The sequence below is a fragment of the Bacillus swezeyi genome (assembly GCF_030908325.1).
Taxonomy (GTDB): Bacteria; Bacillota; Bacilli; order Bacillales; family Bacillaceae; genus Bacillus; species Bacillus swezeyi.
In genome coordinates, this window is sequence record NZ_CP133085.1 from 3,770,086 (window position 1) to 3,795,342 (window position 25,257).

Below are 25,257 nucleotides of genomic sequence, written 5' to 3' on the forward strand. Positions count from 1 at the left end.
TCCTTATGGCTGCCAATCCAACGTTTCTAAAAATTGATAAACATCCTCGTGCAAAGTTTCACGCTCTTTATCCAAAGTGATGGCATGCCCTGATTCTTCATACCATTTCAGCTGCTTATCATCTGTTTCGACTTCATTGTAGATAATGTTCGCACTGTCCGTATTAATCATATGATCATGACGGGCCTGCGCAACAAAAGTAGGCGAATAAATCATGTCTACATGCTGTCTGACATCTGCGATAAGCGCCTGCAAAGCTTTTAAGGTGTTCATCGGCGTTTTTTTGAATTCTTCCATTTCAGCGTCAATCTGCTCCGCTGTCTTCCCTTCAAATTTCTTATAATTGCGGGCATAATCAAGCACACCTTGATACATCGTTTCTTCGCTTTTGATGTACATTGGCGCACACATAGGAACAATTCCCTTTATTGGTACAGTGTAACCCAATTTCAGCGAAAAAACTCCCCCCAGAGACAGTCCGCAAGCCGCAATCTGTTCATACCCTTCGGATTTCAAATAGTCATAGCCGTCCATGACATCTTTCCACCAATCTTCAGGACCTGTGGAGAGAAGCTCTTCCGGCGGCACTCCGTGTCCTTTATATTGGGGAGCGTGGCACGTATAGCCCCTTTCATTCAAATATCTTCCGAGCATTCTCACATCCGCTGTGTTTCCTGTAAATCCGTGCAATAGAAGAACGGCTTTTTTTCCGCCTTTAAATGTGAAAGGTTGTGGTTTGACGATTTTCATGATTCGCTGTCTCCTTTTCATGTCTATTCTTCCACGTTTGATCTTGAAACAAACTTAATAAATATAACCGGCCGAGATGGCAAAGGCCGGCAAATAGGAAAAAGGCCTGACTTCGACATCAGACCTCGTGCTTCATTGTCTTATACAAAGTAAGCAAGCGCAATCGTTAAGAAAAAGAAAAGCACGGTTAAAACGACCGTCATCCGGTGGAGAATCAAATCCAGTCCTCTTGCTTTCTGTTTTCCGAAAAGCTGTTCGGCTCCCCCGGAAATTGCGCCCGATAATCCGGCGCTTTTACCGGATTGCAGTAAAACGACAACGATAAGTGCGATACTGACAATCACCAATAAGACCGTAAAAAATGCGGCCATTTCCTACACCTCCAGACAAACTGGCTGACAATAGTTTTATTTTACATGAAAAGCAAGCGCATGTCACGAGCTGAATCGACCGTCTTTTTTTATTTTTGCCAGCGCCGGAATGCCTTATACAAAAAGAGAAGCGGATATGCTCCGTTTCTCTCGAACGTTTCTATGTAAACACTATTTCTTTTCTGCCAAAGCCCCCATCATATCTTCCAAAAGCATCTCCGCTCCGCGGGGACTGAGCACGATTTTGCCGCCTGCATATGTTTTGTTCTGGGTTGTGATTTCACCGGTCATCAGGCAGGCCATGTTTGATGCGTATTTGGTTAAGATGATGTTTTCCCCGTCACTGTAAATTTCAAGCGGATCTTTTTCATTGATGTTCAGCACCCTCCGCAATTCAACCGGAAGAACCACTCTGCCAAGTTCATCTATTCTGCGGACAATTCCCGTATTTTTCATTTCATGAACAGCCTCCTTTTTTCCTTTCTTTATTGACATTTGTCAACATCTTTATAATAAAAGAGATCCTCAAATTTTTTGTTGAAATACTGTATCATCTTGCCGATGACAAGCTGTCCGGGCCTCCTTTCTCCATTTAAAACTCTGCTCAATGTTGCCGGGGATACGCCGATTTCAATGGCAAGCTGATTTAAGGAGAGATTATGTTCAATCATATATTGAAGAACAAAATCTCTTTTGATATGAATCTTTTTTACCATTATTACTCCCCCTTCTTTTGTTTTATATTTCTTTTTATCTACATTTAACATAAACGCTTTGTTAACTTTTGTCAATACTTTTCTTATCCAGATGTTTCCTATAGTCAATATTCGTACTAAAATATTTTATAATAAGAGATTGCGAGGTTTTGGCCATGACGAACTTTGGACATCATTTAAGACAATTAAGAGAGCGAAAAAAGCTGACCGTCAACCAGCTTGCGATGTATTCGGGCGTCAGTTCTGCCGGCATTTCGAGAATTGAAAACGGAAAGCGGGGGGTGCCGAAGCCCGCAACGATCAGGAAGCTTGCCGACGCTTTGAAAATTCCGTATGAGGAATTGATGACCTCAGCCGGCTATATCAACGCCACAACAATCCAGGAATCAAGAAGCAGCTACGATTCCATCTACGACATCGTTTCTCAATATCAGCTGGAGAATCTTTCTTTGTTTGACAGCGAAAAATGGCAGGTGCTTTCAAAGAAGGATATTGAAAACCTGGACAAGTATTTCAACTTTCTCGTACAGGAGGCAAGCACCCGGCATCAATCCTAAAACTCAGCTCCGGCGTTCTCTTCTCTTCTTTTAGCCTGTTCATTTTCTTGCTGTTATTTTATCCCTTATGTTAACTTTTGTCAATATTTTTCCGGATGAACTGTTTCCTTTAGTCAATATTTGTATTAAAATGATACATATCAGATTCGAGGTGATCGCGATGAAAACATTCGGCGAGCAGCTGAAAGAGCTGCGCGAACAAAAGAGATTTTCGGTCAACCAGCTTGCAATGTACGCCGGTTTAAGCGCTGCAACCATTTCCAGAATTGAAAACGGGCACCGCGGAGTGCCAAAGCCGGCGACGATCAGAAAATTGGCCGATGCCCTGAAAATGCCGTACGAACAATTAATGGACATCGCCGGTTATATGACCGCAGGCGAAATCCGCGAACACCCGCCGGTCTACCTTACGATGGAAGACATCGCAGCCAAGCATGAGACTGAAGAACTGTGGCTGTTTGATCCCGGCAAATGGGAATGCCTGTCCCGCGAGGATATTTTAAATCTGGAGCAATATTTTCACTTTTTGGTGAGTGAAGCAGGGAAGCGGAAATCTTAAAAAGCCGAATTTCTTTTGACAGAAATCCGGCTTTTTTCAGCTGTACTTTTTACGCAGCATCAGGATTCGGCGCCTGACCTTTACGGTTTTTGACCGGGCTCAGGACGCCCTCGAGCCATCCCATCAAAAGATCGGCGATGACGGCCATCAGCGCGGTCGGGATTGCGCCTGCCAAAATGATCGCTGTTCCGTTTGTTGCGTTTGATCCTCTGACGATGATGTCACCGAGCCCGCCTGCGCCGACAAAGGTGCCGATTGCAGTGATGCCGATGGCGATCACCAATGCGGTTCTAAGCCCCGCCATGATGACGGATAATGCAAGAGGGAGCTCAACCATCCGCAGCACTTGAAACTTCGTCATGCCCATCGCCTTCCCTGATTCAAGATAGGCATGCTCAATGCTGACGATTCCCGTATAGGTGTTTCTGATAATCGGCAAGAGCGAATACAAAAACAGAGACAGGATGACCGTGTTCGCGCCAAGCCCCATCACGAGCATAAGAACGGCTAGCATCGCCAGCGCCGGAATCGTTTGAATGACATTTGTGATGGAAAAGATCCATCTGCTCACTTTTCGATATCTGGCGATGAAAATACCGGTAGGAATGCCGATGATTGCCGCGAATAAGACACCGTAAGCCGACATGAGAAAATGGCGGTAAAATTCATGAAGAACATAGCCTCCGTTTTGTGCATAGTAGGTCCAAAGCTGTTGCAGCACTTCCATTTGATCTACCCCTCCCTTTTTACTGAAAATAATTGTGCTTCTTCAAAAATTCCGCGGCGACGACAGAAGGCTCTTTCAGTTTTCCATCGACTTCATAATTGAGCTCCTGCATCGTTTCGGTGTCGATTTTTCCGATCAGTTTGCTGATGACACCTTCAAGTTCGGGATGCTCCTTCAGCACTTTTTCCGGCACGACCGGTGAACTGTCATACGGAGGGAAGAAGCGCTTGTCATCCTTTAATATTTTCAAATCATATGCTTTGATCCTGCCGTCCGTTGAATAAGCGAGGACGATATCCATCTTTCCGTTTTTAACGGCATCATAGACAAGGCCGATCTGCATTGGAAAGGTTGAACCAAATTCAAAGCCGTATGTTTGCTTAAACCCTTGATATCCGTCGCCTTTTCTTTTCAGCCAGGCATTGTCCACCCCGAGCTTCAGCTTGCCAGCGTCTTTTTTCAAATCGGAAATGGTTTCATAGTTTTCTTTTTCAGCCAATTCTTTTGTGATGGTAAATGCGTACGTATTATCAAAACCGTAGGAATCATACCATTTATAGTTAAACTTCTTTTTAAAATCTTTCTGAACGATTTTAAGCGCTTTTTCCGGATCTTTTTCCGCTTCCCTTCCAAGCGTGCTTGTCAGGTCTGTGCCTGAATAGCGCGTGGCTGAAATGTCGATGTCTCCGCCAAGCATTGCCTGATGCTGGACATAGTTTGAGCCGAGATTTTTAACAAGCGCGGTTTTTAAATTTGTGTCATGTTCGATCAGCTGAGCGAGCATATTTGCCATGATCTCAGATTCGGTAAAACTTTGCGATCCGATTTTGATTGTTTGACCAGAAGCTCCGCCCAGTCCAGGCAAGGCACAGCCGTTCATGAAGAGTGAAAACACAAGCATAAGAGCTCCGAACAAACTTAGTTTTTTCTTCTGCATAAAAGCCAACTCCTTATGATACTTCCTTCATCCCTTTCAATCCTTCAGGTGTGACTTTGTCTTCGGTTTTCGACAGGAAATAATCGATCAGAATAGCCAATATGGTAACAGGCACCGCTCCGGCGATAATATATTCGGGCTGGTAAAGGTTGAGCCCGATAAAGATATAATCCCCGAGGCCGCCGCCGCCGATAAATGAAGCGAGCGTCGCCCAGCCGATTAAATACACGGTCGATATACGAATGCCCGCCATGATCACCGGAACCGACAGCGGCAGTTCGATGAGGCGGATTTGTTCCCATGCAGTCATACCGATTCCCTTTCCAGATTCCAGCAAATTTCGATTGACGCCTTTTACGCCTATATAAGTATTTCTTAGAATCGGTAGGACTGAATAGAAAAATAGCGCGACGATCGAAGGTACCTTTCCCACGCCGAGCAGTGGAATAAAAAATGCCAAAATTGCAAGGCTTGGCAATGTCTGAACAATATTGACAACGCCGATAACCGTACCTGCGCCTTTTTTCATTCTCGTCAAAAGAACCCCGAGCGGAACAGCAACAATGATGCCCAGCAGTACGGCAATGACCGATATATATAAGTGCTCCCATGTTTTATAAAGCATTTCTCCGCCATTCTTCTGTAAAAATTGAATCATTTGATACATGATCGATGCACCTCCTTCCATTAACTTTGGACAAGACTGTCTTCTTCGCCCCAAATAGAGTCGTAAACGATGTCCACGAGGCTTGCCCTTGTTACAATGCCGACAAGGCGCCCATTTTCATCTAGAACAGGAACGTATTTGAACCCTCTTTTCAAAATTTTACGGACGGTATCCCTGATGAGTGTGCCTTCCTGAACAGAGTAAATGTCCTGACTCAGGACTTCTCCGACCGTCCCGGCTTTTTTGCGGTTTTGGTCAATGATTTCGACATCGATATACCCTTTTAAGACATGGCCTTCATCAACGACCAGCAATGAGTCAACACGCTGCTCCCTCATGATCTGAATCGCTTCGGAAAGGGTTTTTTCGCTTGTCACCGTTATCGGATTGGGGTTCATCACTTGTTCGACATGCTCGATATCAGGTCTTGACTGAAGCAGCCGCTCTTTTCCGATAAACTCCTCAACAAATTCATCCGCAGGATTGCGCAAAATCTCATCAGGCGTACCGACCTGAACGACCTCACCCGCACGCAAAATCACGATCCGGTCGGCGAGTTTAATCGCTTCATCCATATCATGCGTGACAAAGACGATCGTTTTGTTTAAGGATTTCTGCAGTTTTTTAAACTCTTCCTGAAGCGAATCACGGGTAATCGGGTCCAGCGCTCCAAAAGGCTCATCCATTAAAATCAGCGGGGGTTCGGCCGCAAGCGCCCGCAGCACTCCGATCCTCTGCTGCTGTCCGCCGCTTAATTCGTGAGGATAGCGGCTCAAATATTCCGGTCCCATGTCAACGAGCTGAAGCAATTCTTTCGCCCGCTCTTTACGTTTTTCTTCCGGCCATTTCAAAAGTCTTGGCACAAGAGTGATATTTTGCTGAATCGTCATATGTGGAAAAAGCCCGATCTGCTGGATGACATAACCGATTTTCCGGCGCTGTTCTACAGGATCCTGATCCAATATGTTTTCTCCGTCGATGTAAATGCTTCCTGAAGTAGGTTCAATCAGCCGGTTGATCATTTTCATCGTCGTGGTCTTTCCGCATCCGCTGGGTCCGATGAAGACGATAAACTCTCCTTTTGCTATATCTAGGTTAATGCTGTTGACAGCTTTTTTTCCGCCTTTATAAACCTTTGATACATTCTCTAACTTCAGCAATAAACACACCTCCAACTATTATTTAAAAATTTCAACATCTTATTTATTATAGGATACACTTTGTAAAATAAAAAGTTTACAATGTGTTTAAAATACAGGTATAAGACATAAAATAATATATTCATCAAATGAATATGCCGGAAATTCTTAATATAACGGCCGATTCCTTCATTTTTCTTTCGTTTTAGTGTTTTCAATGGTTAACAAAATTATGATATATTGACAATAAAATCGGCTGTCTGAGAGGATGATGTGCTTTGGAAGAAAACGTTTTAAAAATGATTGAACAAGCTGAAGAGCATTTTATAGAAAAAATCGCAGAAAATATGAATACGTATGGTATATCATCAACTGTCGGCCGTGTTTTGGGGATCATTTACATGAACAGAAAGCCGATGACCTTAAATGAACTGTCTGAAGCTACGGGCATGAGCAAAACAAGAATGAGCCAGGTAGTCCGCGAAATGCTCGATTTGAATATAGCTGAAAAAGTTTTTGAAAAAGGCGTCCGCAAAGACTTATACGATGTCGAACAGGATTATTATCAAACATTTATTTCATTGTTTACGGCAAATTGGAGCAAGGTCGTGAAAAAAAATCGGATGATCGGGAAAAAAATCAGAAAGGAGCTTTTAGAAGCGCTTGAGAAGGAACCGCTCTCGGCGGAAACGGAAGAAAAGATCAATGACCTTCTCGAGGAAACAAAACAATGGCTCGATTACTGTAAGTGGCTTGACAATCTGATCGCATTTCTCGAAAGTGAAGACGTTTTCAAGCATGTGCCAAAGCCATCATAGCCTTAAAAAAAGCTGCAGGTCCGTGCAGCTTTCAGATTGTTGACAAAATCCTAAAACGGTTTAAAGTTTTAGGATTTTGTCATCCTTTCAGCGTGACCCGAAACCTTTGCAGTCTAGGAAGGGGGAGCATCGGGCTTTCACAGGACGTGATGAGGACGGTGTTCGGACAGGACGTCCGCGCACTTAACCGTCGTTCCTTACTTTTAGATGTGATGACGGCGGCGTTCAGGCAGGACGCCTGAGCGATTAGCCGCCGTTCCTTGAACGTTGAGCACCGACTCAGCAGGCCTGACAACGAATGCAAGGGTTTGTCGACACGCTGAAAGCTGCACGTCCGTGCAGCTTTTTTATTTGCCCTGTATGCTGCTGCCTGTGCCGACCTTTCTGAGCAGCGAATGATTTTCATCATCATCAGCTTTAGCCGGCCAGTACTGGAAACATGCCTTTCAGCCCCGTTCCAATCATGCCGACGGCCACTACTGCCAAAATCAGACCCATCAGCCTTGTAATGACATTCATTTCCGTCTGTCCCAATTTGTTGCTGATCAGTGTTGAATAATGAAAGGCCGCAAAGGTCAGCAGGAGCACCGCGGCAATACCGGCGATCATTCCGCCAAAATGAAACAGGCTGCGGTTTCCGGCCGAAAGGCTCATGACAGTGGCGATTGTGCCGGGTCCCGAGATAATCGGAATGCTGAGCGGTGTCACAGAAATATCCTCTTTCTCCTTGCTTTCCCGATGCTCTTCATGATGCAGCGACTGAACATGTGATTGTTTGGCATTCAGAAGGTTATAGGCAATTCCAAAGATGAAAATGCCGCCTGCAACCCGCAGTGCATGAATGTTAATGTCAAAAATCCGAAAGATCATTTCACCGAAAATCAGAAACGCGATCAGGATGAGAAAGGACAATATTGCAGCCTTTCTCGCCAATGCGGTGCGCTCTTCTGCTTGATATCCTTCTGTAAGTGCAAGAAAAATCGGCACATTGCCGATCGGATTGGTGACGGCGAACAATGAGACAAAAACGTGGATGATAAATGCAAACATATTGTCGTTCCTTTCTGATGATGAAACATTTGACATAAAGCGGATATTCGATTTTTACCTCAGGTGATGGCGGATTAAACTTTCAAATATCTATTACATTCGGCTGCATTTTCATTTATAATGAATTTTCGGATAGGAAAAAATAACTATTTTAAAAGGAGAATTTATTTTTATGACATGTTCAAAATGCGGCCATCAAACAGATGGCGGAAAATTTTGCGAGAACTGCGGGACAAATCTGAATGCGGACAGCGAAAGTGTTCAGAATGCTGCAGGCAGCGAAAGCGTTCAAAATGCCGCTGACAGATCGCAGTCCCAAAGGTATGTGGAAGCGACGAAAAAGGCATCCTCCATGTACTTTTCATTTTGTTTAAGGGTATTGAAGCGCCCGTACACAGAGATGAAACATGCGGGAGAACAGCATATTGCAAACAGCATCATTACGATGGCGGTGTTCGCCCTTGCCGTTTCACTGAGTTTTTATTTCGGTCTAAAAGGCTTTTTTGATTCTTTAGGACAATATAGCGGAGTCTTCAGCCAATCCTACGCTATGCCGACATTCTTTGAAATCGCCGTAAAGCCGGCTTTTACCTTTGCTATTTATATTTTCTTATTATTTGTTTTTACATACGCCGGTTTACGAATTCAGGGTGTACAGGCTTCTTTTAAAGAAGTGCTTGGACGTTTCGGAACTGTTCTTATTCCTTTCGCGGCTCTTCTGCTTGCTGCTTTGCTTTTATCATTGATGAAAACGTCATTGTTTTTGCATGTTTTATTTTTCGGCCTTTGCGGTGTTGTCTTTTTGATCCCTCCGGCTGTTCTTTACAGTTATCAAGAAAAAGCAAAAGGCGCTGTAGATATGATCTACGCCACACTGCTCGTTTATTTGATGACATTTATTGCAATCCGTGTGATGGGAGATTTGTTTCTTGAATATCTGGGCGGGATCGGAGGCTCTATTTTGAGCCGGATGTTTTAAGCAAAAAAGCCTTTTTTCCTGGAGGAAAAAAGGCTTTTTACTATTCTATTGATGTCAACAGCACCTTTCCGTCTTCGACAACGGCATGATATGTCCAATGATAGGTTTTCAACTGTGCGTTCCCATTCCTGATGATGTTGATTTTTTCAAGTGTTTTGATCGTTGCCTCAGATCCGTTTTGCTCCCAGCTCTTGACGCTGAAGTCGACGACTTCCTCTTCTGTATGGCTGCGATTTAATTTTGCGACCAGCTCTTTTTGATCAGCATAAAGCGAACTTCCTTCTTTCAAGTTGTCAGCGACCAAGTCAAAATCATTTTCGTTGATTGCATCTTGAAGACTGTATAAATACTCTTCCACCGCTGAAGCGACTTTGTGGTCTGTCAGTTCTTCGCCTGCTGAAACATTTTTGGATGCTCCTTTTGCAGATGCCCATGCCGATGTATATTCTTGCGGCTTGTCATTTTTAATTTCCTTTTTGTTTTGGATGTCTATAAAGCTTGAAGGATCGCTTTTTTCGACAAGCCATTTTTTCTGATCATCGGAGTAGACCAGTGTATACGTATTCCCATTTTCGTTTTCTTCCAAATTCGGAGCATTGTCATCGTCATAATAGGCTGATTTGTGCTTTTCAATTCCCTCGACATCCGTTTTCCACTTGCCGTCTTCGGTATATAGCCGGAAAGAATCAAGGTCAAATACGGTTGATAAATAGGTGTCTTTGTAATATGTGCTGGTGCTTTTAAATCCGTCTATCCTTTCTTTCAGATCGCTTTTATAAGATGGCGCGGCAACGGTCATTTCCTTGACATTTCCGCTTGCGAAAGCTTTCGTCTCTTCTTTCGAATGTTTTACAATGCTATTCATCATCTGGTTCGTAAAATGTTGATCTGAAGCAAGGTTGACCTGGATTTCAGTACTGTCAATCGGCGTTTTTTTGCTTTTGAGTTTTCCCCAGGGAAATTCCGCTTCAACCGTAGCAGACATAGAACCGTCTGTCAGCACAGGGCCAAATGATGCGCCTTTAAAAGGATTGATCTTCGTTTTTTGATCATTGATCCACAGCGTCCCTTTGATCTTTTCATAGCCGTCTTCGAATACGAGCTTTGCCTTATGGCCATCAAGATCCATATCAACGTCCGTAACGTTTTCTAATGCATTGACTTTTTCTGTTTTCGTCAGTTCGGTAAAATCGTTCTTCAGCTTTGCTTCCACATCATATACGCCCGGAAGATACGGCCCGAATTTTTTTTCAAAGTTTTCCTTTTGTGCTGTCATCACCTTTTCCCCATTAACAAATAGATCAGCGCCTTTATAGTTTGTCTTGATTGTTAAATAGACGGGAGCTGCATTCAGCACATAGCGTTCATAGATGAAAAAGTGCCTGCCTGACCTTTCAATTGAAACCATTTGATTTTCATTATTGTTTTTTAATGAAGAGATGAGTTCCTTTTCTTCTTCCGGATGTTCTTTCAAATAAGTCATCAGCGGTTTGACGTTTTCTTCTGTTATGGTCAGATCGACGTCTGATGATTGAAGCAGTTTCGCTGTTTTCTTTGCATCTTCATGATCGAGCGCACTTTCAAAGTCGCTGATTAATTTTTCCTTCGATGTCAGCGCCTCGCCGGTTTTGTAGCCTGCAAACAACAAGATACAGCATGCGGCAATTGCGGCCAGCATCATTTTTCTTTTCTTTGTCATTTTGGGCTTATGCAGCGTCTCTCGATCATTCTGTTCTTCATGAGCTGATCGCCCGCCGTCAGTTCCAGCCCCGCAATGTTTACAAAACTGGGCCTTAGCCGTTAATTCACTTCCGCATTCTTTGCAAAAATTCATGACTTTCCTCCTATTTTCCAAACACACACATGATTATTTTATACTATATTTATCGTAAGGAGGAATTTATTTTTTAGCCCGGCGGAACCGACGGCACTAAAAAACCAAACGAATGCTGGTCATCCATTTGGTTTGATAGGGCATGATTATTTTAAAAAGTATTTTTCGATATCATCAAGCATTAGATTCGCTGCAAGGACGCCTCCCGCTGTATTCCAGATGGCATCGCTCACTTTATGAACGTTTCCTTTTTTATAAACGCTTAAGTTTTTGAAAAGCGGATCATTGACATAGTCTTTCTCAATCGCGCTTGCTTTGTCATCACCTGTCTCATAGGTGTAATAGAAAAGCACATCCCCGTCCATATCAGGTATCTGTTCTTTTGTGACTTCCATTTGTCCCAAATCATTGGCTTCCTGGCCTTTCGGTCTAGCAAAACCGAGCTGGTCTAAAATCGTTCCGGCGAATGACGCTTTATGGTAAATGCGGGCATCAGCATCTGTAAAGCGGACGAGTGAGACTTTTTGTTTCACTTTGTCGCCGAGCTTGTCGTGCATGCCTTCGATTCGCTTATCAAAATCGGCGATGACTTTTTCTCCCTCATCTTTTTTATTGAGGGCTTCTGCTGACAGCATAAAGTTGTTTTTCCATTCTCCTGACAATGTTTCAGCAAAAACGGTCGGCGCAATCGCGCTTAATTTGTCGTACACTTCTTCCTGGCGCACTTTGTTTCCGATAATTAAATCCGGCTTAAGGCTGGCGATTTTTTCGATATTCGGAGCAGTCTCTGTTCCGACGTTTTCAACACCGTCCATTTCATCTTTGATGTGGTCATACCACGGATCTCCAAGCCATGACTGCACGGCGCCGACCGGCTTGACGCCCAGGGCAAGCACAGCTTCTGTCGCTTCATTTGTCAATACGACCACTTTTTTCGGCGTACCTTTGATGGTTGCAGTCCCCATTGCATGTTTTACAGTATAAGAATCTTTGCTTTCGTTCTTGTCCGCAGATGTATCTGAATCTTTATTTCCGCAGGCGGCTAATAAAAGGAACAGCGCAGCAAACAGCGTAAACCATTTAAGACGTTTCATCACATTATGTATCTCCTTTTCTCAAGTGATTTTCATTATCAAATAGATTATATAATGAATCACACTAATGTCAATAAGAATTCCTATAAATCTTTTTTGCATAGTGCTAAAAGCCGCTTTATGACGGGATGTGCTTTTCCATATACAAAAACCATGCTTTGACATCGTCTAAAGCATGGTAATAATTTTTAGTTCATTTATTGATTGAATTCATTAACTGGAAGAAGTATTCGGGTTTATGAGTCTTATTTAGATTATACCAAGAATGCAATGTATCTGGCGCAAATACGTTTAATTTTTTCAATACTTCCCTCGCAAATTCCAGGGGAGCTACTCCGGATGCAGTAACCAGATTCTCATCAGATACTGCAGATTCCATCTCATAAAATGTTTCTCCTTTATAATTAGGACAGACCGTCTTCATATACTCTAAGTCATTGCTTGTATGCTTTCTATCATCCAAGTATCCGCTATTCGCTAGTCCCACAGTTGCACCACAAATTGCAGCAACAATAGTGCCAAGCTTTAAAGCTTCGCCAAGCTTTTTCAAGATCGGTTGATGAATATCGTCTCCCCAAGTATTCCCTCCAGGTAAAATTAAAAGATCTTTACTCTCAAGAGTACACTCATCAAGGGAAATATCCGGTTTTATACGCAGCCCTCCCATCGTAGTAATCATTTCTTTATTAGCTCCTACTGTCACTACTTTTAAAGGTGCTAAATCTTTTTTGAAATATCTTCCTGAGTTTAGTTCAGCAATTAAATATCCATATTCCCAGTCTGACATTGTATTAAATACATAAAGATAAACTTTTTTTGTTTGCATCCAATAAACACTCCAATCGCAATTGATATTCCCTATTATAATTCAATACCCTGACAGCTATTGTCAGGGTATTGAATAACTTGATGAAATTTTTTTAATTCCGACAGAACTTCAAAACCTTGAATAGATTTGCCGTAACTTAAAAGTATTTCACAATCGGTATAGTCGGATCTGTCTTCCTACTTAGAAGCATGTATCTCTTTCCTTGGGAATTTAATTACATTTAAAAAAGCTTGGCCGAATCAAACGGCCAAGCTCTTTTTATGCTTACTTGTTCAAGTTGTAGAAAGATTGAATACCGTGGTATTGCGCAGTTTCAGCCAGTTGATCTTCGATGCGAAGAAGCTGGTTGTATTTCGCAACACGGTCTGTACGTGATGGCGCACCAGTTTTGATTTGTCCGGCGTTTGTCGCCACAGCGATGTCAGCGATTGTGCTGTCTTCTGTTTCACCTGAACGGTGAGAGATAACAGCAGTGTATCCTGCGCGTTTTGCCATTTCGATGGCATCGAATGTTTCAGTCAATGTACCGATTTGGTTTACTTTGATCAGGATGGAGTTGCCGACACCGTTTTTGATGCCTTCAGCAAGCTTTTTCGTGTTTGTTACGAAAAGGTCGTCTCCGACAAGCTGAACTTTTGAGCCAAGGCGCTCAGTCAGTAGTTTGTGACCTTCCCAGTCGTTTTCATCAAGACCGTCTTCGATTGAGATGATTGGGTATTTAGAAACCATTTCTTCGTACCAGTCAACCATTTCAGCAGAAGTTTTCACAACGCCTTCGCCTGCAAGATGATATTTGCCGTCTTCTTTGTTGTAGAACTCAGAAGATGCCGCATCCATTGCCAATTTCACTTCTTCGCCAGGTTTGAATCCTGCTTTTTCGATCGCTTCAACGATTGTTTGCAGCGCTTCTTCGTTAGAACCAAGGTTTGGAGCGAATCCGCCTTCGTCACCAACAGCTGTGTTCATTCCTTTAGCAGAAAGGACTGCTTTCAGGCTGTGGAAAATTTGTGCTCCCATGCGAAGCGCTTCGTGGAAGTTTTCCGCGCCGACAGGCATGATCATGAATTCTTGAATGTCAACGTTGTTGTCCGCGTGCTCTCCGCCGTTTACGATGTTCATCATCGGTACAGGGAGTGTTTTTGAATTGAATCCTCCAAGGTATTGGTACAGAGGAATCTGTAAGAAATCAGCAGCAGCACGTGCAACAGCCATTGAAACACCAAGGATGGCGTTGGCGCCGAGTTTACCTTTATTTTCAGTTCCGTCAAGCTCAATTAGCAATTTATCGATTGATACTTGCTCTGTCACATCAAAGCCAAGAAGCTCAGGGGCAATCAGTTCGTTTACGTTGTTAACAGCTGTTAAAACACCTTTTCCAAGGTAGCGGTCTTTGTCACCGTCGCGAAGCTCAACAGCTTCATACTCACCAGTGGACGCTCCGCTTGGAACGAGCGCACGGCCAAAAGCTCCTGATTCAGTGTATACTTCTACTTCAACCGTGGGATTACCGCGGGAGTCTAATACTTCACGTGCATAAACATCAACAATGTATGGCATGTTTATTTCTCTCCTTTAAATCTTATTTTTGAATTAATGAAGTTCCTGTCATTTCTTTCGGCTTTTCAACGCCGAGCAAATCCAGAAGGGTTGGTGCCAGATCCCCAAGAATTCCGCCTTCTCTTAGTGTCACGCCTTCTTTCGTGACGATCACCGGAACCGGGTTTGTCGTATGGGCAGTGTGCGGTTTGCCCTCTTCAGTAATCAGGACATCTGCGTTGCCGTGGTCGGCCGTGATGATCGCGTGTCCGCCTTTTGCAAGGATCGCGTCAACCACTTCGCCGAGACACTCATCAACCGCTTCAATCGCTTTGATCGTCGGCTCTACTTTTCCGGAATGTCCAACCATATCAGGGTTGGCGAAATTGAGGATGATCGCGTTATGATTGTCAGCCTCGATTTCTTTGACAAGCGCATCTTTCACTTCGTAAGCGCTCATTTCAGGTTTCAAGTCGTATGTTGCAACTTTAGGCGAATCGATTAAGATGCGTTCTTCACCCGGGAATTTCTCTTCACGTCCGCCGCTCATAAAGAATGTGACGTGCGGATATTTTTCAGTCTCGGCAATGCGAAGCTGTTTCAGCCCATTTTGGGATAAAACCTCGCCGACTGTATTGTCGAGATTGACAGGCTTGAATGCCACATATCCGTCAACCGTTTCACTGAAATGCGTCAAGCAGACGAAATGAAGGTTTTTCGGATGCTTGTCTCCGCGGTCAAAATCACGGAAATCGTCATTTGTGAACGTGTTGGAAATCTGAATCGCCCGGTCAGGTCTGAAATTGTAGAAAATCACGGCGTCTTCGTCTTGAATTGTCGCAACAGGCTCACCGTTTTCCTTAGTAATGACGGAAGGAATGACGAATTCATCGTGAATGCCGTTTTCATAGGAATCCTTCACAACATCAAGCGGATTTTGGTATGACGGTCCTTCGCCGTATGCCATGGCGCGATACGCTTTTTCAACACGATCCCAGCGCTTGTCGCGGTCCATTGAGTAATAGCGGCCTGACAATGTTGCAATTTCACCGACGCCAATTTCTTCGATTTGCTCCTGAAGCTCTTTGATGTATGTCTCCGCTGTTTGCGGACCTACGTCGCGGCCGTCAAGGAAGCCGTGAATATAGACGTTTTCAACGCCTTCTTTTTTCGCTAGCTTTAAGAGCGCGTACAAATGACGGATATGGCTGTGAACTCCGCCGTCAGACAGCAGTCCGAACAGATGGAGATTTGTGCCTTTTTCTTTCGCATGCTTCATAGCGGCAATGAATGTTTCATTCTGTTCGAATTCACCTTCGCGAATCGCTAAGTTCACACGCGTCAGACTTTGATAAACGATCCGCCCGGCGCCGATATTCAAGTGGCCGACTTCCGAGTTTCCCATTTGTCCGTCGGGAAGGCCCACCGCTTCTCCTGACGCTGTCAGCGTCTGATGGGGAAACTTGTTCCAATAGCGGTCATAGTTCGGTTTATTCGCTTGAGCTACTGCGTTTCCAACGGTTTCGTTTCGTAGTCCAAACCCATCTAAAATGATGAGTGCGGCCAGCTTGTTACTCATATTGACCTGCCTCCAATAATTGCACGAAAGACTGCGCTTCAAGGCTTGCGCCGCCAACAAGAGCACCGTCAATATCAGACTGCGCCATGTATTCTTTAATGTTCGCAGGTTTTACGCTTCCGCCGTATTGGATGCGGACGCTGTCAGCTGCAGCTTGTCCGAATTCAGCTTCTACGGTTTTGCGGATGTGCGCACATACTTCATTTGCATCTTGAGATGTTGAAGATTTTCCTGTTCCGATGGCCCAGATTGGCTCGTATGCGATGACTGAAGCAGCTACTTGTTCAGCTGTTAAGCCTGCAAGTCCTTTTTTCACCTGGTCAGCAACAAGTTCGTTCGTTTTGTTTGCTTCACGTTCTTCAAGCGTTTCACCTACGCAGATGATTGGCACAATGCCGTATTTGAAGGCAGCATGCACTTTTTTGTTGACAGTCTCATCGGTTTCGGCAAACATTTCACGACGCTCGGAGTGGCCGATGACGCAATATTCGACTCCAAGGTCTTTCAAAGCTGCAGGACTGATTTCACCTGTGAAAGCGCCGCTTTCTTCAAAGTGCATGTTTTGCGCGCCGACTTTCAGGTCTGTGCCTTTTACAGCTGATGTCAGCTTTTCAAGGAACAGTGCGGGCGCACAGACAACAGCTTCTGCTTTATCTGCTGCGGGAATAGAAGTTTTTACTTCTTCAACGAAGCTTACAGCTTCTGAAAGGACTTTATTCATCTTCCAGTTGCCGGCTATAATTGGTTTTCTCATGTGCTCCACTCCTTATGCAGTGTTTTGTGCTTATTTATCGTTTAATGCTTTTACGCCTGGAAGTTCTTTGCCTTCCATAAATTCAAGGGAAGCTCCGCCGCCTGTTGAAATATGGCTCATTTGATCGGCAAGGCCGAACTTTTCAACCGCAGCTGCAGAGTCTCCTCCGCCGATGACAGAGTATGTATCTTTTGCCTCTGCTAAGGCTTCAGCGACCGCTCTGGTTCCTTTGGCAAACGCGTCAAGTTCAAACACGCCCATCGGTCCGTTCCAAACGACAAGCTTGCTGTTTTTGATCACATCAGCATATGTTTCTTGTGTTTTTGCTCCGATGTCAAGCGCTTCCCAGTCGCTAGGAATTTCGCTGACCGGCACCATTTTCGTATTGGCGTCGTTTGAGAAGTCGTCTGCAACAAGCACGTCTTCAGGCATGTAGAAGTTTACGCCTTTTTCTTTAGCCCGGTCCATGAAAGACTTGGCCAGTTCAATTTTGTCTTCTTCCAGCAGGGATTTTCCCACTTCATGTCCAAGCGCTTTGACAAATGTGTAAGCAAGACCGCCGCCGATGATCAGGTTGTCCACTTTCTCAAGAAGACTTTCGATCACGCCGATTTTGTCTTTTACTTTTGCTCCGCCGATAATCGCTGTAAACGGACGTTCAGGATTTGACAAAGCTTTGCCGAGCACTTCAAGCTCTTTTTCCATCAGGAAGCCTGCGACAGCCGGAAGATGCTCTGCGATGCCTGCAGTTGAAGCGTGAGCCCGGTGAGCCGCTCCGAATGCGTCATTGACGTATACATCCGCAAGGTCAGCAAATGCTTTTGAAAGCTCGGAGTCATTTTTTTCTTCTCCCGGATAGAAACGGACATTTTCTAATACGAGAATGTCTCCGTCTTTCATGTCGGCGATTTGTGTTTTTACTGCATCACCGTATGCTTCATCTGCTTTTTTCACGTCTTTGCCAAGCAGTTCGCCAAGTCTTGCGGCCACAGGAGTTAAACGGAGCTCTTCTGAAACCTGGCCTTTAGGACGGCCCAAGTGGCTTGCGAGAAGAACTTTTGCCCCCTGCTCTGTTAAATACTGAATTGTCGGAAGTGCAGCGCGGATTCTCGTATCATCCGTAACTTTCCCATCTTTCATTGGAACGTTAAAGTCAACACGGCAGAAAACAACACGGCCTTTTACATCAATGTCTTTTACTGATTTTTTGTTCATGACTCAGGAGTTCCTCCTTTAAATGAATTACAAGCCTGAAAACGGAAATCCCTGATGTATATGGAAAAAGGGAAAGGGAGTGTGTATCCCCTTCCCTTGTCCGCTTTCATTATAGCGTTTCTCTCTTCAAGAACCAAGCCTGATTCTTTTCAATCTGCTTTCGGATTAAAGACCTTGTTTTGCAATGTAAGCGGCAAGGTCAACTACACGGTGAGAATATCCGCTTTCGTTGTCATACCAAGAAATCACTTTCACCATGCTGCCTTCCATAACCATTGTAGAAAGGGCATCGATTGTAGAAGAGTTAGCATTGCCGTTGTAGTCTTTAGATACAAGCGGCTCTTCGCTGTATCCAAGAACTCCGTTTAATTCGCCTTCTGCTGCTTCTTTAAACGCTGCGTTTACTTCTTCAGCTGTTACTTCTTTGTCAAGTTCAGCAACCAGGTCAACAAGTGATACGTTTGGTGTAGGAACACGCATTGCTCCGCCGTTCAGTTTGCCTTTCAGTTCAGGAAGTACAAGGGAAACGGCTTTCGCTGCACCAGTTGTTGTAGGAATGATGCTTTCAGCTGCCGCACGCGCACGACGGTAGTCTTTGTGCGGAAGATCAAGAATTTGCTGATCGTTTGTGTAAGAGTGAACAGTTGTCATCATACCGCGTTTGATGCCGAATTTGTCGTTAAGAACTTTTGCAAACGGCGCAAGGCAGTTTGTTGTGCAAGATGCGTTAGAGATCACTTGGTGGTTTGCCGCATCATATTTATCTTCGTTAACACCCATAACGATTGTGATATCTTCTTCACTTGCAGGAGCTGAGATGATGACTTTTTTCGCGCCAGCTTCCAAATGTTTAGCCGCATCTGCGCGTTTTGTGAAGAAACCAGTTGATTCAACAACGATTTCAACGCCTTGTTTTCCCCAGCTTAGTTTAGCAGGGTCGCGTTCAGCTGTTACTTCGATCGTTTGACCGTTAACAACTAGGTTGTTTCCGTCTACAGAAACCTCTGCATCCAATTTTCCGTGTACTGAATCATATTGTAATAGGTGAGCAAGCATGTTAGCGTCTGTCAAATCGTTAACTGCTACAACCTCAACTTCAGGATTTTTCAATGCTGCGCGGAATACGTTACGTCCAATACGACCAAAACCATTAATACCGACTTTTACTGCCATGATGATTTCCTCCTTTAAGTAAATGAGAGATATTTAATATATATTGAGGGAAGAATCTTCCCTTAATAACTGTTTTGCGGCTCCTTCATCTGTAATCAGAATCGTATTGCGGGGTTTTTTAAAGTAAGCCTCAATGGCGCCCGCTTTTGATGAGCCTCCCGCCACTGCAATAATGTTGGGGATCGAGTCAAGATCCTCCAGCTGAATGCCGACGCTGTGCACTTTGTGGATGACCTCTCCGTGACGGTCAAAATAATAGCCGAACGCCTCTGCAACAGCTTTATTTTCTTCTATCGTCTTCAAATCTTCCTCAGGTGTATTTCTTCGTTCTGCCATTGTTTTAGCATCCCCGATTCCATGAATCACCATACTGGACGATTGAATGGTCTGAAGCACTTCTTTAATAGAAGGTTCCTCAATAATAGAAGAATATGCTTCTTTGCTTAACTGGCCCGGCACAAATAACAGTTTGTATGTACCGGAAGCTTTCTCGGCCATATGGGCGCAGATCGTATTCGCCTGATTTCTGACGTTTTCACCGAGTCCGCCTCTTGCCGGAACAAAAAGCAGCTTGCGGTTTTTCGAGTCAGGCTTCATCATTTCGGCTACGGCTTCCAGGGTCGTGCCTCCGGTTACGGCGACGATATTTTCCCCTTTAAACCTGTTTTTCATGCATGTGACAGCCGCTCTCCCCATCTCTTTTTTGACCCATGGGGAATGGTCGCTGTCTCCTGACACAATGATGACCTGTTCGAGATTCAACCTCTCTTTTAATGTATTTTCCAAAAGGGTCAATCCTAAAACGTCCTTCATTGTATCTTCAAGGATTTTCAGCAGGTCAGATCCTTCAGGTGTCAGTGTCATGCCGGTCGTTTTGATTTCAAGGAGATTTTGCTCTTTTAAAAACTGAACCTCCGCCCTTAAAATCCGCTCGCTTATACCGAGACTGGCGGCAAGACTTCTTCTGCCGATAGGTTCAGTCAGCCTTATGTACTGCAGAATTTCGTACCTTTTTTGCATGACATCGAGTAGATCCGGCAATAATTTTTTTTGAGCCTGTATTAGTTGATTCATGCCAAAACGTTCCTTTCATCTCAACATGGACATTTTATGTCCCGCTATGACTGAAAACGTCCCACCTCAGCCAAAAAAAAATTGCTCCTGCTTTCATTTATTATTTTAACAGGGTTAAAATGTTTATTCAACTGTTAAGAAACATTTCCTCGACAATATTCGCACAGTTGTCACACCTGGTTTTTCTATTCTAATGATGTTTCTCTCATCTTTATCTTATGCAAATGTTATCAAAAAGTGAATCCGCCATAAAAAACAGCTTGCCCGCCAATGCTTGTATTCATCGTCACAGCTGCGTTTCGGCGCTTACGAATGATAAAGCGGCTAAACGTCCTGTCCGAACGCCGCCGTCATGACATCCTGTGAAAAACAAGGAACGGCGGTTATCCAAACACCGCCGTCAACGTCCTGTATAAGTCAGGCCCTGGACTTGAAGCGTTTTCAAAAAAAGTTTTGGTTTTTATAGAGTGATGCTGTTGCCGACAGTCCTGAGAAAGCTTGACCACTTTTAAAACGTTTTCATTTTGTCCAAAGCTTTTCGATCTCTTCCAGCGATTTATTCTTGGTTTCAGGACAAATCGTGACAACAAACAGAAAGCAGAGAATGTTGATGACTGCAAAAATCCAGAAGGTATACGCAAGGCCTAATGAGCTGATCATCATCGGTACAAATTGTCCGATCGCCCAGTTGGCTCCCCATAAGAAGATGGTCGCAATGCCGGCGGCACGCGCCCGCAGGTGATTCGGGAATATTTCAGAAATCATAATCCATGTGATAGGTCCGACCGATACACAGAATGCGGCTACAAAACCCAAAATAAAGAAGACCAGCATGAATCCGTCTGTTAATTGAAAATAAAAAGACGTACCGATTAAAATCATAAAAATAGCCATGAAGGCGGAGCCGATGGACATCAGCTTTTTACGTCCGACCTTATCAATGAGCAGAACTGCAATTACAGTAAAAATGACTTCTACGACACCGACGACACAAGTTGTAACAAATCCGGCATTCTGTCCGAATCCCATCATTTTAAATATTTCCGGCCCGTAGTATGTGATGGCGTTCATGCCGATGACCTGATTGAACAGCGCCAGCAAGATCCCGATGAACAGCGCCTTTCTGAGGCCCGGCTTAAAGAGCTGGGATAATGATCCCATCTGTTCTATCTTCAATGAATTTTCAATGTTCTCTAATTCTTCTTTTGCAACAGCTTCCCCATTAATGCGTGTAAGAATCCTCAATGCTTCTTTTGTTCTTCCGGCTTTGGCCAGCCATCTCGGGCTTTCTGGCACAACCAGAAGCACAAGGAAAAAGATAACGGATGGAACCATTCCATAGGCGAGCATCCATCTCCAGCCGGTGTGTACGCCCCATTCATATGTACCGGATCGCTGGACGGCAAGATTGATAAAGTAGGTCGCGGAGATACCCAAAATCGTAAAGAGCTGATATAAGGAAGATAAGCTTCCGCGGATGGCAGGCGGCGCCGCTTCTGTAATGTACGTGACAGACAGTGATGAACCCATGCCGATCCCTAAACCGCCGATGATTCTTGCAATGATTAAAGTCGACACGTCTTGAGAAAGGGCCGAAATGATCGCGGATATCGCAAACAACAGAGCCGCCGTCATCAAGACTTTTTTCCTTCCGAACCGGTCGCTCAAGAAACCGGAAATTCCGACTCCTACAACGCCCCCAATCATAATGCTGGATATTACAAGGCCTTCCATAAAAGGGCTCAAGCGGTACAGATCTTTCAGAAAACCGATTGCGCCGGATATGACTGCCGTATCATATCCATACAATAAACCGCCGAGTCCCGCCGCACACGAAATCAAAATGACAAATCCCATTGAATGGCTTTTGGAAACTGGAACATTCGTTTCTGCCTGAGCTGGATGATTCTTCATTTGCCTCTCCTCCTGAGAATTTTAATAAAGCGCTTTCAATACGGGGTCTTGTTGTCCGTACATATCTTAGAATAAAAGAATACAAACCTAAATTAGTACGTACAATTATAGAATAATTATATTTGTATTTTCTGTCAATATTTTTATAGATTTATTGCTCTTTTATATTGAAATTTATGTGTCCACATGTAGAGGAATAGATATACTAAAATACGATCAAGGCAAATCCATTTCAAAATAAAAAAAGCAATGGACGGGTTTTGCCATTCCATTGCTTTTTGATCTCCGTTTTATCCGTTTTTCCATACATCTGCAATGATTTCAAAGGAGCGCAGTCTATCTGCATGATCATATGTTTCCGAGTTAATCATGATTTCATCCGCCTGAGTGGTTTGGATAAAGTCTTCAAGCTTTTCCTTCACTTCTTTTGGCCCTCCGATGATCGTAGAGCTGAGCTGTTCATTTACCATTGCTTTCTCACGCGGCGTCCAGATTTGGTCCATATCATCGACAGGCGGCTTGAGCTGGGTCGGCGCTCCCCTGACAAGGTCTAAAAATTTCTGATAGTGCGATGTCGCAAGGCGCTGCGCTTTCTCGTTTGTATCAGCCGCTATGACGGTCACTCCGACCATCGCATACGGTTCGTCCAATACACCGGGCTTAAATGAGCTGCGGTACAGTTCTAAAGCAGGCACCGTATTTGCCGGCGAAAAATGAGCCGCAAACGCAAACGGCAAGCCGAGCTCTCCCGCAAGACGGGCGCTGAATCCGCTGGAACCGAGCAGCCAAATCGGCACATCGAGTCCTTCCCCCGGGATCGCGCGCACATGATGTCTCACATTTCCGGACGGTTTAAAATAATTGCGCAGCTCTTCCAATTGCTCTGGAAAATCTTCGCCGCTGTTGAGGTTCCGTCTTAATGCCCGCGCTGTCAATTGATCCGTTCCCGGCGCCCGGCCGAGCCCCAAGTCAATTCTTCCGGGATAGAGCGACTCAAGCGTTCCGAATTGCTCCGCAATCACAAGGGAAGAGTGGTTCGGCAGCATAATACCGCCCGATCCGACGCGAATCTTCTCTGTTCCCCCGGCAATATAGCCGATCAAAACAGATGTGGCCGAACTCGCAACACCATCAATATTATGGTGCTCAGCCAGCCAGAACCTGTGATAACCCCATTCTTCGGCATGGCGCGCCAAATCCATGGAATGTTTAAAGGATTGGGCCGCATTTCCGCCTTGTACGATAGGAGACAGATTCAATACGGAATACTTTGTATTTTTAAAATGCTGTGCTGACATTTTTTCTCCTTCTTCCTGATGAGTATTGTCATTAGAACGATAACACAACAGGGATCATGATTTAAAGAAATTAGTTCGATTGATATCGAACTAATATTCAAAAAGCTTGCCTCCTTGTTGCGGAGGCAAGCAAAGTTAACCATTGACATTAGGCTTTCGCCCTTTAAACAGATAAGCGACGGTAATGAACATGTATATTCCCGCCGTGACCAAGGTAATGACGATCGAAGTTGTTAAAACGACGCCGATTAATATCGCCGTCAGCGCAAGAATCGCCAGCCAGGTCGTATAAGGAAACCACTTGACATGATAGCCTGCCGTTACGGTCTGACCGCGTTTTCTCGATTTTAAATGGGCGATGGCGATCAGCATCCAAATCATCAGGACCGTATAGCCGAGAGAGCCCATCAAATAATCAAATGTTTGGCTGCCTGCGAATAGAGAAAACAATACACCTACATATAAGAAAGACGTACATAACAAGATCGCATAAACCGGCACTTTTTTGGCGGACAGCTTTGAAAAGATTTTCGGCACCCGGCCGTCTGAAGCCTGTGTATACAAAATACGGGAAGCGCCGTAAAGTCCGGAGTTCATAGAAGAGATGATCGCCAATAAAATGACGGCATTCATCAAGTGATCCGCTCCGGGAATCCCTATCATCTTAAAGACCATCACAAAAGGGCTTTCTGACACACCATTGACTTGATTCCACGGAATCAGACTGACGATAATGAAAAATGGAAGGAGATAAAAAGCAATAATCCGTATCAGCGTGCTGCGGACGGCTCTTGGTACGACCTGCTCCGGGTTTTTCGTCTCCGCCAAGGTCACACCGATGATTTCAGTTCCTCCATATGAATAGATAACGACTAACATAGCCGTGATCAGCCCGGCGGCGCCATTCGGAAAAAAGCCGCCATGATCGGTTAAATGAGAAAATCCAACTGCAGTATGATTGCCAAATGAGAAAAATAACAAAATAAATCCGGCTATAATAAAAACGACAATCACCGTGATTTTAATCAAAGCGAGCCAATACTCCGTCTCTGCAAAGCTTTTGACAGAAAGTAAATTCACGCTGGTGATGACAAGAGAAACAAACAGCGCCAGCACCCAAATCGGCACTCCCGGCAGCCAATATTGCAAAAATATCGCGGCGACGACAGCCTCTGCTGCAATATTCAGCACCCACATTTTCCAATAAATCCAGTCTAAAAAATAAGCGGCGTACGGCCCTAAAATCGATTGAACCAGGTCCCTGAATGTCCTGGCTTCATGATGTCGAACAGCCATCTCCGCGAGCCCCTGCATAATGAACAGCAAAACCACCCCGCCGATCAGGTAGGCGATCAATACGGAAGGCCCTGCTAAATCTATCGCTTTGCTGCTTCCTTTAAATAATCCCGCTCCGATCGCTCCGCCCAGCGCCATCATCATAATATGACGGGCAGTCATCGTGCGCTCAAGCTTCTCTATTTCTTTCTCCATCTTTCATTCACTTCCTCTATTTAAAATAAAAAGGCTCATCGTCTCTTTTTCTTCTTCTGAAGATAAAGAGACGATGAGCCTTTGAAGCCAACCGCGGTACCACTCTTATTGATTCTATGACTAGAATCCAGCTTTCTTTAGCACAGCCCGCGCTGCGCTATACCCGATAACGAAGGTTAACCGTAAAGCCTTCAGG

The 25,257-nt window shown here is 44.4% G+C and carries 25 protein-coding genes and 1 other annotated feature (1 of these 26 only partly in view); of the genes, 4 read left to right on the forward strand and 21 right to left on the reverse strand.

Annotated features, from left to right (window positions below; translation table 11 throughout):
* Positions 1–3: 3 nt before the first annotated feature.
* From RBH91_RS18845 to RBH91_RS18860, 4 genes are all read right to left on the reverse strand, one after another.
* Positions 4–750: an alpha/beta hydrolase gene (locus tag RBH91_RS18845; RefSeq protein WP_076760847.1), complete on the reverse strand. Its 747-nt coding sequence runs from the start codon at positions 748–750 to the stop codon at positions 4–6.
* Between the two features lie 140 nt (positions 751–890).
* Complete coding sequence (gene secG, locus RBH91_RS18850; protein WP_076760848.1) at positions 891–1,121, reverse strand: preprotein translocase subunit SecG; 231 nt, start codon at positions 1,119–1,121, stop codon at positions 891–893.
* Positions 1,122–1,292: 171 nt separating this feature from the next.
* Positions 1,293–1,577 carry an AbrB/MazE/SpoVT family DNA-binding domain-containing protein gene (locus RBH91_RS18855; RefSeq protein WP_076760941.1) on the reverse strand — a complete coding sequence of 95 codons (285 nt, stop codon included), beginning with the start codon at positions 1,575–1,577 and terminating at the stop codon, positions 1,293–1,295.
* 29 nt (positions 1,578–1,606) lie between these two features.
* Positions 1,607–1,840 carry a helix-turn-helix domain-containing protein gene (locus RBH91_RS18860; protein WP_164470226.1) on the reverse strand — a complete coding sequence of 78 codons (234 nt, stop codon included), beginning with the start codon at positions 1,838–1,840 and terminating at the stop codon, positions 1,607–1,609.
* A 152-nt stretch (positions 1,841–1,992) separates the two neighbouring features.
* Here RBH91_RS18860 and RBH91_RS18865 point away from each other — a divergent pair, with 152 nt between their 5' ends.
* Together RBH91_RS18865 and RBH91_RS18870 are read left to right on the forward strand one after the other, a co-directional pair.
* A complete protein-coding gene (locus RBH91_RS18865) occupies positions 1,993–2,394 on the forward strand; it encodes a helix-turn-helix domain-containing protein (protein ID WP_076760942.1) in 402 nt (133 codons plus the stop codon).
* A gap of 160 nt (positions 2,395–2,554) precedes the next feature.
* Positions 2,555–2,953: a helix-turn-helix domain-containing protein gene (locus tag RBH91_RS18870; RefSeq protein ID WP_076760849.1), complete on the forward strand. Its 399-nt coding sequence runs from the start codon at positions 2,555–2,557 to the stop codon at positions 2,951–2,953.
* A gap of 49 nt (positions 2,954–3,002) precedes the next feature.
* Here the strand turns inward: RBH91_RS18870 and RBH91_RS18875 are convergent, their stop codons facing one another.
* The 4 genes from RBH91_RS18875 to RBH91_RS18890 are packed head-to-tail and all read right to left on the reverse strand — an operon-like array spanning position 3,003 to position 6,444.
* Positions 3,003–3,680 (reverse strand): ABC transporter permease, encoded by a 678-nt coding sequence (locus tag RBH91_RS18875; RefSeq protein ID WP_307892527.1) that lies wholly within the window; start codon positions 3,678–3,680, stop codon positions 3,003–3,005.
* Between the two features lie 19 nt (positions 3,681–3,699).
* A complete protein-coding gene (gene opuCC, locus RBH91_RS18880) occupies positions 3,700–4,617 on the reverse strand; it encodes an osmoprotectant ABC transporter substrate-binding lipoprotein OpuCC (protein WP_307892528.1) in 918 nt (305 codons plus the stop codon).
* Positions 4,618–4,630: 13 nt separating this feature from the next.
* Positions 4,631–5,284 (reverse strand): ABC transporter permease, encoded by a 654-nt coding sequence (locus tag RBH91_RS18885; RefSeq protein WP_307892529.1) that lies wholly within the window; start codon positions 5,282–5,284, stop codon positions 4,631–4,633.
* Between the two features lie 20 nt (positions 5,285–5,304).
* A complete protein-coding gene (locus tag RBH91_RS18890; protein ID WP_307892530.1) occupies positions 5,305–6,444 on the reverse strand; it encodes a betaine/proline/choline family ABC transporter ATP-binding protein in 1,140 nt (379 codons plus the stop codon).
* A 278-nt stretch (positions 6,445–6,722) separates the two neighbouring features.
* On the opposite strand from RBH91_RS18890, the gene RBH91_RS18895 reads away from it, so the two are divergent.
* The gene (locus RBH91_RS18895) at positions 6,723–7,241 is read left to right on the forward strand and encodes a GbsR/MarR family transcriptional regulator (RefSeq protein ID WP_395948307.1); all 519 of its coding nucleotides are present in this window, start codon (positions 6,723–6,725) and stop codon (positions 7,239–7,241) included.
* 417 nt (positions 7,242–7,658) lie between these two features.
* Here the strand turns inward: RBH91_RS18895 and RBH91_RS18900 are convergent, their stop codons facing one another.
* Positions 7,659–8,291: an NAAT family transporter gene (locus RBH91_RS18900; RefSeq protein WP_307892531.1), complete on the reverse strand. Its 633-nt coding sequence runs from the start codon at positions 8,289–8,291 to the stop codon at positions 7,659–7,661.
* A 172-nt stretch (positions 8,292–8,463) separates the two neighbouring features.
* Here RBH91_RS18900 and RBH91_RS18905 point away from each other — a divergent pair, with 172 nt between their 5' ends.
* Entirely contained in the window at positions 8,464–9,270 is an 807-nt protein-coding gene (locus RBH91_RS18905; RefSeq protein WP_307892532.1) for a zinc ribbon domain-containing protein, read from the forward strand.
* 40 nt (positions 9,271–9,310) lie between these two features.
* Here RBH91_RS18905 and RBH91_RS18910 read toward each other — a convergent pair whose 3' ends face one another.
* From RBH91_RS18910 to RBH91_RS18965, 12 genes are all read right to left on the reverse strand, one after another.
* A complete protein-coding gene (locus RBH91_RS18910) occupies positions 9,311–11,104 on the reverse strand; it encodes a zinc ribbon domain-containing protein (protein WP_307892533.1) in 1,794 nt (597 codons plus the stop codon).
* Positions 11,105–11,250: 146 nt separating this feature from the next.
* Positions 11,251–12,198 carry an ABC transporter substrate-binding protein gene (locus RBH91_RS18915; protein ID WP_307894796.1) on the reverse strand — a complete coding sequence of 316 codons (948 nt, stop codon included), beginning with the start codon at positions 12,196–12,198 and terminating at the stop codon, positions 11,251–11,253.
* 193 nt (positions 12,199–12,391) lie between these two features.
* Complete coding sequence (locus RBH91_RS18920) at positions 12,392–13,024, reverse strand: type 1 glutamine amidotransferase family protein (RefSeq protein ID WP_307892534.1); 633 nt, start codon at positions 13,022–13,024, stop codon at positions 12,392–12,394.
* 267 nt (positions 13,025–13,291) lie between these two features.
* Positions 13,292–14,584: a phosphopyruvate hydratase gene (gene eno, locus RBH91_RS18925; RefSeq protein WP_076760862.1), complete on the reverse strand. Its 1,293-nt coding sequence runs from the start codon at positions 14,582–14,584 to the stop codon at positions 13,292–13,294.
* A 22-nt stretch (positions 14,585–14,606) separates the two neighbouring features.
* A complete protein-coding gene (gene gpmI, locus RBH91_RS18930) occupies positions 14,607–16,142 on the reverse strand; it encodes a 2,3-bisphosphoglycerate-independent phosphoglycerate mutase (RefSeq protein WP_076760863.1) in 1,536 nt (511 codons plus the stop codon).
* Positions 16,135–16,896: a triose-phosphate isomerase gene (gene tpiA / locus RBH91_RS18935; protein ID WP_307892535.1), complete on the reverse strand. Its 762-nt coding sequence runs from the start codon at positions 16,894–16,896 to the stop codon at positions 16,135–16,137. The genes gpmI and tpiA overlap by 8 nt, the downstream gene beginning before the upstream one ends.
* 30 nt (positions 16,897–16,926) lie before the next feature.
* Positions 16,927–18,111 carry a phosphoglycerate kinase gene (locus tag RBH91_RS18940; RefSeq protein WP_076760865.1) on the reverse strand — a complete coding sequence of 395 codons (1,185 nt, stop codon included), beginning with the start codon at positions 18,109–18,111 and terminating at the stop codon, positions 16,927–16,929.
* Positions 18,112–18,276: 165 nt separating this feature from the next.
* Positions 18,277–19,284: a type I glyceraldehyde-3-phosphate dehydrogenase gene (gene gap, locus RBH91_RS18945; protein ID WP_076760866.1), complete on the reverse strand. Its 1,008-nt coding sequence runs from the start codon at positions 19,282–19,284 to the stop codon at positions 18,277–18,279.
* A gap of 33 nt (positions 19,285–19,317) precedes the next feature.
* Entirely contained in the window at positions 19,318–20,358 is a 1,041-nt protein-coding gene (locus tag RBH91_RS18950) for a sugar-binding transcriptional regulator (protein WP_076760867.1), read from the reverse strand.
* A 519-nt stretch (positions 20,359–20,877) separates the two neighbouring features.
* Complete coding sequence (gene araE / locus RBH91_RS18955; protein WP_307892536.1) at positions 20,878–22,272, reverse strand: arabinose-proton symporter AraE; 1,395 nt, start codon at positions 22,270–22,272, stop codon at positions 20,878–20,880.
* Positions 22,273–22,562: 290 nt separating this feature from the next.
* Entirely contained in the window at positions 22,563–23,570 is a 1,008-nt protein-coding gene (locus RBH91_RS18960) for an LLM class flavin-dependent oxidoreductase (protein WP_307892537.1), read from the reverse strand.
* A gap of 135 nt (positions 23,571–23,705) precedes the next feature.
* Entirely contained in the window at positions 23,706–25,061 is a 1,356-nt protein-coding gene (locus RBH91_RS18965) for an amino acid permease (protein WP_307892538.1), read from the reverse strand.
* A 63-nt stretch (positions 25,062–25,124) separates the two neighbouring features.
* Positions 25,125–25,257, reverse strand: a binding site (T-box leader) (it continues 129 nt past the right edge of the window).

Bases quoted from the DNA above. Each gene is read 5' to 3' on its own strand.
- opuCC (WP_307892528.1), bottom strand. From the start codon at position 4,617: ATGCAGAAGAAAAAACTAAGTTTGTTCGGAGCTCTTATGCTTGTGTTT.
- RBH91_RS18915 (WP_307894796.1), bottom strand. From the start codon at position 12,198: ATGAAACGTCTTAAATGGTTTACGCTGTTTGCTGCGCTGTTCCTTTTA.
- RBH91_RS18875 (WP_307892527.1), bottom strand. From the start codon at position 3,680: ATGGAAGTGCTGCAACAGCTTTGGACCTACTATGCACAAAACGGAGGC.
- secG (WP_076760848.1), bottom strand. From the start codon at position 1,121: ATGGCCGCATTTTTTACGGTCTTATTGGTGATTGTCAGTATCGCACTT.
- RBH91_RS18870 (WP_076760849.1), top strand. From the start codon at position 2,555: ATGAAAACATTCGGCGAGCAGCTGAAAGAGCTGCGCGAACAAAAGAGA.
- RBH91_RS18965 (WP_307892538.1), bottom strand. From the start codon at position 25,061: ATGGAGAAAGAAATAGAGAAGCTTGAGCGCACGATGACTGCCCGTCAT.
- gpmI (WP_076760863.1), bottom strand. From the start codon at position 16,142: ATGAGTAACAAGCTGGCCGCACTCATCATTTTAGATGGGTTTGGACTA.
- RBH91_RS18885 (WP_307892529.1), bottom strand. From the start codon at position 5,284: ATGTATCAAATGATTCAATTTTTACAGAAGAATGGCGGAGAAATGCTT.
- RBH91_RS18960 (WP_307892537.1), bottom strand. From the start codon at position 23,570: ATGTCAGCACAGCATTTTAAAAATACAAAGTATTCCGTATTGAATCTG.
- RBH91_RS18895 (WP_395948307.1), top strand. From the start codon at position 6,723: ATGATTGAACAAGCTGAAGAGCATTTTATAGAAAAAATCGCAGAAAAT.
- RBH91_RS18865 (WP_076760942.1), top strand. From the start codon at position 1,993: ATGACGAACTTTGGACATCATTTAAGACAATTAAGAGAGCGAAAAAAG.
- RBH91_RS18855 (WP_076760941.1), bottom strand. From the start codon at position 1,577: ATGAAAAATACGGGAATTGTCCGCAGAATAGATGAACTTGGCAGAGTG.
- RBH91_RS18845 (WP_076760847.1), bottom strand. From the start codon at position 750: ATGAAAATCGTCAAACCACAACCTTTCACATTTAAAGGCGGAAAAAAA.
- araE (WP_307892536.1), bottom strand. From the start codon at position 22,272: ATGAAGAATCATCCAGCTCAGGCAGAAACGAATGTTCCAGTTTCCAAA.
- tpiA (WP_307892535.1), bottom strand. From the start codon at position 16,896: ATGAGAAAACCAATTATAGCCGGCAACTGGAAGATGAATAAAGTCCTT.
- RBH91_RS18910 (WP_307892533.1), bottom strand. From the start codon at position 11,104: ATGAATTTTTGCAAAGAATGCGGAAGTGAATTAACGGCTAAGGCCCAG.
- RBH91_RS18920 (WP_307892534.1), bottom strand. From the start codon at position 13,024: ATGCAAACAAAAAAAGTTTATCTTTATGTATTTAATACAATGTCAGAC.
- RBH91_RS18940 (WP_076760865.1), bottom strand. From the start codon at position 18,111: ATGAACAAAAAATCAGTAAAAGACATTGATGTAAAAGGCCGTGTTGTT.
- eno (WP_076760862.1), bottom strand. From the start codon at position 14,584: ATGCCATACATTGTTGATGTTTATGCACGTGAAGTATTAGACTCCCGC.
- gap (WP_076760866.1), bottom strand. From the start codon at position 19,284: ATGGCAGTAAAAGTCGGTATTAATGGTTTTGGTCGTATTGGACGTAAC.
- RBH91_RS18900 (WP_307892531.1), bottom strand. From the start codon at position 8,291: ATGTTTGCATTTATCATCCACGTTTTTGTCTCATTGTTCGCCGTCACC.
- RBH91_RS18950 (WP_076760867.1), bottom strand. From the start codon at position 20,358: ATGAATCAACTAATACAGGCTCAAAAAAAATTATTGCCGGATCTACTC.
- RBH91_RS18905 (WP_307892532.1), top strand. From the start codon at position 8,464: ATGACATGTTCAAAATGCGGCCATCAAACAGATGGCGGAAAATTTTGC.